Annotated in this window: 5 protein-coding genes; 2 read left to right on the top strand and 3 right to left on the bottom strand. The window is 44.1% G+C overall.

What is annotated here, in order from left to right:
- A partial coding sequence (locus tag PQR79_RS18225; protein WP_274408590.1) for an EAL domain-containing protein occupies window positions 1-670 on the top strand: 670 nt, incomplete at its 5' end.
- A gap of 19 nt (window positions 671-689) precedes the next feature.
- Here PQR79_RS18225 and rep read toward each other — a convergent pair.
- The gene (gene rep, locus PQR79_RS18220) at window positions 690-2,702 is read right to left on the bottom strand and encodes a DNA helicase Rep (protein WP_238104460.1); all 2,013 of its coding nucleotides are present in this window, start codon (window positions 2,700-2,702) and stop codon (window positions 690-692) included.
- 141 nt (window positions 2,703-2,843) lie between these two features.
- Between rep and ubiK the strand changes: the two genes are divergently transcribed.
- Window positions 2,844-3,092, top strand: coding sequence for a ubiquinone biosynthesis accessory factor UbiK (ubiK, locus tag PQR79_RS18215; protein ID WP_160052183.1), 249 nt, complete (start codon window positions 2,844-2,846; stop codon window positions 3,090-3,092).
- Window positions 3,093-3,183: 91 nt separating this feature from the next.
- Here the strand turns inward: ubiK and PQR79_RS18210 are convergent, their stop codons facing one another.
- Both PQR79_RS18210 and ilvA read right to left on the bottom strand, forming a co-directional pair.
- Window positions 3,184-4,320: a pyridoxal-phosphate-dependent aminotransferase family protein gene (locus PQR79_RS18210; protein ID WP_238104462.1), complete on the bottom strand. Its 1,137-nt coding sequence runs from the start codon at window positions 4,318-4,320 to the stop codon at window positions 3,184-3,186.
- A gap of 271 nt (window positions 4,321-4,591) precedes the next feature.
- Entirely contained in the window at window positions 4,592-6,160 is a 1,569-nt protein-coding gene (gene ilvA / locus PQR79_RS18205) for a threonine ammonia-lyase, biosynthetic (RefSeq protein ID WP_238104463.1), read from the bottom strand.

The raw sequence follows: 6,160 nt of genomic DNA, 5'->3' as shown, positions 1-6,160 counted from the left end.
CGAAATTATCGCAATTGAGCCCCAAATAGAGTGGCATCATCCAGAGCACGGACGCATTGAACACACTAAACTCAAGCATCTTGCGGCCCAATATCAACTCACACTTAATTTAGACGGGTATATATTTGCTCACCTAAGCCAGCAATATCATTTACTCAAACAGCAATATCACCAAGATATTACCTTGCACTTATCAATTAGCAGCCAACACATTAAAAATAAGTTTGTGCTACGCAACTTAAAAAACTCTATCAAAGCCAGTAATATCGACGCCAATAAGTTAATGTTATTTTTTAACGAGAAAGCGCTAGTGCAAGACACCGAAAACCACATCAATGGTTTCGATATGATTAGCCAATTAGGCGTTAAGATTGGTATTGATGGCTATGGCACAGGTTACAGCTCATTAAGTTGCCTAAGCTTTTTACCCATAACAGCATTAAAGCTAGATAACGACATTAGTAAACACTTACTCAATGACAAACAACTGCAACTGGTTAAAGCCTATCAACTTACTGCAGAAACCCTTAACTTTGACATGTATGCCACCACTGTCGACACACAACAACAAGTGCGGCAGTTTCTAGAGCTTGGTTACATTCGTGGCCAAGGTCGGGCTATCAGCAAATTATTTAACGAAAAAAAAAAGCCAACTAAATCCTGCGCCTAAATAATAACCGTCACTAAACCTACTTTTTAAACATATCTCGTAGATTAGCAATATGACTCTTACCCGTTTCAACCCGTTGTGCTTCTGTTTGCACCGGTTTACGGTTTTCCCAAATTAAATCATCTTGGGGTAACTCAAGTAAAAAGCGACTTGGCTCGCAGCGCATGGTTTCACCAAATTGACGGCGTTCACGGCAAATGACAAACCACAACTCACGCTGTGCACGGGTAATACCAACATAAGCTAAACGCCTCTCTTCATCGACATTATCTTCATCAATACTCGATTGATGCGGCAAAATGCGCTCTTCAACCCCCACCATGAACACAAATGGGTACTCAAGCCCTTTAGATGCATGCAAGGTCATTAACTGCACCTGGTCGCCGCCCTCATCTTCACTATTACGTTCCATCATGTCGCGCAGGGTTAGGCGAGTCACCACCTCTGGCAATGACATGGCTTCGTCAAGCTCATCGCCTTCAAGCATTTCAGTCACCCAGCGATAAAGCTCAGAGATATTCTTCATGCGCATTTCAGCCGCTTTTGCACTGGTGCTGGTTTCGTATAAATAATCTTCGTAATTAATTTTACGAATAAGCTGCTTAATGGCTTCGACTGGCTCCCCTCGAGTGGCGAGCTCACCGGTATCAACAATAAATTTGCCAAATTGATAAAGAGAATTCACCGCAGCAGGTGCTAAATGATGATTAAGCTCGACATCAAAAATAGCCTCAAACAATGAAATATGCTTTTGATTGGCAAAATTGCCTAATCGCTCCAAGGTGGCAGGGCCAATACCACGTTTAGGTAAATTAACCACTCGCAAGAATGCATTATCGTCGTCAGGATTCACCACCAAACGCAGGTACGCCATAATGTCTTTAATTTCTGCACGGGCAAAAAACGATGTTCCGCCACTTAATTTATAAGGTATACGGTTCGTCATTAGGGCACGTTCTAATAAGCGCGACTGATGATTACCTCGATACAAAATGGCATAGTCGCCAAATTGGGTGCGGCCAACAAACTTGTGGCGAATAATTTCAGCCACCACTCGTTCCGCCTCTTGCTCTTCGTTAGCGGCAATCAATACGCGAAGTGGCTCACCATAAGCAAGCTCACTAAACAACGACTTGTCGTACACATGCGGATTGTTGGCAATCAATATATTGGCAGCACGTAAAATACGTTGGCTAGAACGATAATTCTGTTCCAATTTAATCAGTTTTAATTTCGGGAAGTCGGTGCCCAATAACACTAAGTTTTGCGGTTTGGCGCCACGCCACGAATAAATTGACTGATCGTCATCGCCCACCACGGTAAACCGAGCGCGTTCGCCCACTAACAGTTTGACTAACTCATACTGGCTGGTGTTGGTGTCTTGATATTCGTCCACCAGTAAATATTGGATACGGGTTTGCCAACGGGTGCGCACTTCCTCGTTCATGCGTAGTAATAAGGTCGGTATTAAAATAAGATCGTCAAAATCAAGCGCGTTGTAGGCTTTCATGTGCTGCGCGTAACGCTGATATAGCATAGCAAATAATTGCCCTTGCTCATCTTTTGCTAAACTGCGTGCTTGCTGAGGAATAACCAAGCCGCCTTTCCAATTTGAAATCGCCGAGGCTAGGGCTTTAATGAGGTCTTTGTCTTCGTCTAACTCATCTTGAGTCAGCTCTTTTAATAACGCAAAGGTATCCTGGTCATCAAATAATGAAAAGCCTGCTTTAAGGCCTAAGACTTTATGCTCACGCTTAATAATTTCTAACCCCAATGTATGGAAAGTCGAAATCCACAACCCTCGCGCTTCTTTACGCCCCATAGACTGCGCCACACGCTCTTTCATTTCACGAGCGGCTTTATTGGTAAAGGTTACCGCTGCAATATTACGTGCTTTGTAACCACACTTTTCGACCAAGTAAGCAATTTTATTAATGATCACACGCGTTTTACCACTGCCAGCACCCGCAAGTACTAAGCACGGACCCGAGACATAATGTACGGCTTCATTTTGCCCTGGATTGAGTTTCATTAATCACACTACCTTACTAAACGTAAACGAAGGCGGATCATAGCAGAATCACCGATGACAATTAACGAAAAATTACAGTTAGGTTTTGGAAAAACGTTCACCTCGGTTACAATTAGATCAATATATCAGTAGGGGATCATGATGATAAATCCAAAGAAAATTGAAGAACTGGCAAAACAACTGAGTGACAACTTACCAAGCGGTGTAAAGCAATTTGCTGGCGAGTTTGAAGAGCGCAGTAAGCAAGTATTACAAAACCAACTGATGAAACTTGACGTGGTATCGCGCGAAGAATTTGAAGTGCAGCAACATGTGTTGCTTAAAACCCGTGAAAAGCTCGAAGCATTGCAAGCACAAGTTAACGAGATTGAAAAAAAGCTCGCTGAATAATCGCGTTCAACAAACCCATTATTCAATAAAAAATGACGCTCAGTAGCCAGTAGCGTCATTTTTTGAATCGGTAAACCACTATTATAACGAATTAACTTAGCGACTCTTGTAAAGCCCGCAAGCACAAAGCCACGTTTTCACGGCGAGCACCAAAGCCCATTAAGCCGATACGCCATGCTTTACCAGCTAATGCTCCTAAGCCAGCACCTATCTCAAGGTTATACTCTTCTAGCAAATGTTTACGCACTGCAGCATCATCAACACCTTGAGGAATATACACAGCATTTAATTGTGGCAATCTTGACGCTTCGTCTACCACAAATGTAAGCCCTAGCTGGGTTAAGCCATCACGTAATAATAAGTGCATTTTACGGTGTCTTGCCCAGGCATTTTCTAAACCTTCATTGGCCAGTAACCGCAATGATTCATGCAGTGCATAAAGTGCATTAACCGGAGCTGTATGGTGATAACTACGTTTAGCACCACTTTGATTACCCCAATAGCCCATCACCAACGTTTGATCTAAAAACCAGCTTTGTACCGGCGTGGTACGCGCTTTAAGCTTAGCAACAGCTTTTGGCGAGAAAGACACTGGCGATAAACCCGGCACGCATGAAAGGCATTTTTGGCTACCAGAATAAATCGCATCAATACCCCACTCATCTACCAGTAGCTCAACACCACCTAATGACGTCACCGCATCAACAATGCTAATACAGTCGTGAAGTTGCGCTAACGTACATAAGGTTTTGGCATCAGATAAGGCCCCGGTAGAGGTTTCTGCATGCACAAACGCTAAAAACTTGGCATCGGGGTTTGCCACAAGTGCAGCTTCAACTTTATCAGGGCACACAGGCTCGCCCCATTCATTGTCGACCACTACGGCAACACCACCAACACGTTCAACATTTTGGCGCATACGTTCACCGAACACACCGTTGCGGCACACAATAACCTTTTCGCCAGGCTCAACCAAATTAACAAAACAGGTTTCCATACCGGCACTACCGGGTGCGGATACTGCTAAGGTCATTTCATTTTTGGTTTGAAAGGCGTATTGAATCAGGCTTTTTAGCTCATCCATCATGCCAACAAACAGCGGGTCTAAATGACCAATGGTAGGACGAGATTGCGCGGCAAGCACTTCTGGATAAACATCAGATGGGCCAGGGCCCATTAGGGTACGGCGCGGTGGCATAAAAGCTGGAATAGTTGGCACGGGTAACATCAATGTCTCCTTAAAATGAGGTCGTATGCGCCTGTGCATTGCAACAAGCGCATGGAAAAATTTACCCTACATATAAGCAATCCATCACAATGATATAACGCCACTACGGCATCACACCTTGGTGGTATTGGTAATCACCTACGAATATATTTTCGTTTTTGGTGCACAGACAATATCACATTGAGGTGTTAAATCACCTCAATGTGATAAATATTTAAAGTTCAACAATATATTGGCCGTTCACGCTTTATTGGCTTTGAACTTATTGTTCTTACTCCGCTTTAGGACTGTTCAAAAATAACTGGTAAGCAGGGCTGTGAGTTTCTTCTTGATAGACAAACCCTAAATCCGTTAAAAACTGTGCAAAAGCATCATCATCGTTTGCTGGCACTTCAAACCCAGCTAATACACGACCGAACGCAGCCCCATGGTTACGATAATGGAACAAACTGATATTCCATTTACTTTGTAAGGTCGTTAAAAACTTCAATAAAGCGCCAGGATGTTCAGGAAACTCAAAGCTAAATAAGCGTTCTTCTAACGGCTCAAGAGGATGACCACCGACCATATAGCGTACATGCAGCTTAGCGGTTTCATCTTGAGATAAATCTTGAACGTCAAAACCTTCTAACTCGAGGTTAGCAATAATCTCTGCAAGCTCTGCTTGACCACCCGTTAAACGAATGCCGGCAAACACCACCGCCACTTCTCGACTGCTAAAACGGTAGTTAAATTCGGTCATTGGCCGTTTTTCAAGTAGCTCACAAAAGCGTAAAAAGCTGCCAGGTTTTTCAGGTACTTTAACCGCTAATACCGCTTCTTTCTGCTCGCCAAGTTCACAACGCTCTGACACATAGCGAAGACTATGAAAGTTAACATTGGCTCCACTTAATATGGCTGCGGCTTTTTTAGGCGCGTCGCTACTGTCGCCCTGTAATGCCATATACTTTTTAAGACCCGCAATTGATAATGCGCCAGCAGGCTCAGCAATAGCACGGGTGTCTTCGAAAATATCTTTAACTGCAGCGCAAATTTCATCCGAGGTCACTGTAACCACATGGTCAACGTATTCACGTGCCAGCCTAAAAGGTTCTGTGCCGATACGCTTAACCGCGACGCCGTCGGCAAATAAACCGACTTGAGCTAACGTTACAGGTTCATCGGCTTCTAATGCGGCTTTTAAACACGCAGCATCTTCTGGTTCAACACCAATAATTTTGACTTGTGGCATAACGGCTTTGTAATACGCAGCTATCCCCGCAATTAAACCGCCACCGCCCACGGGCACAAAGACCACTTCAATATCACGCTGTTGCTGTACCATTTCTTGAGCAATGGTGCCTTGACCGGCGATAACGGCCTCGTCATCAAATGGCGCGATATACACACGCCCTTCAGTTGCCGATAAGTTTTTCGCATAGTCATTTGCTTGATCAAATGCTTGGCCATGCAACACCACGTTGCCGCCAAGTCGACGCACCGCATCAATTTTAATGTCTGGTGTGGTACTAGGCATGACAATCACTGCATTAATGCCACGACTTGCCGCCGACATAGCGACGCCCTGTGCATGGTTACCCGCCGAGGCACACACCACGCCTTTATCACATTCATCTTGAGTTAGCGCAGCAATACGGTTGTAAGCACCACGTAACTTAAATGAATGCACAGGCTGCATATCTTCACGCTTTAAGTACACCTGACAACCAAAGCGAGCTGATAACTTATTCATGCTCGACAGTGGCGTCACTTTAGCGACATCGTATACAGATGACAGCAAAATTTTCTGCAAATAATAATGCGCTAGATCTAATTGAGTTTGAGACGCCAAAGCCAACAT

Origin of the sequence: Shewanella metallivivens (genome assembly GCF_028750675.1) — a bacterium.
In the GTDB taxonomy this organism is placed as follows: Bacteria; Pseudomonadota; Gammaproteobacteria; order Enterobacterales; family Shewanellaceae; genus Shewanella; species Shewanella metallivivens.
This window is presented reverse-complemented; position numbering and strand designations above follow the sequence as displayed.

Bases quoted from the DNA above. Each gene is read 5' to 3' on its own strand.
- rep (WP_238104460.1), bottom strand. From the start codon at position 2,702: ATGAAACTCAATCCAGGGCAAAATGAAGCCGTACATTATGTCTCGGGT.
- ubiK (WP_160052183.1), top strand. From the start codon at position 2,844: ATGATAAATCCAAAGAAAATTGAAGAACTGGCAAAACAACTGAGTGAC.
- PQR79_RS18210 (WP_238104462.1), bottom strand. From the start codon at position 4,320: ATGTTACCCGTGCCAACTATTCCAGCTTTTATGCCACCGCGCCGTACC.
- ilvA (WP_238104463.1), bottom strand. From the start codon at position 6,160: ATGTTGGCTTTGGCGTCTCAAACTCAATTAGATCTAGCGCATTATTAT.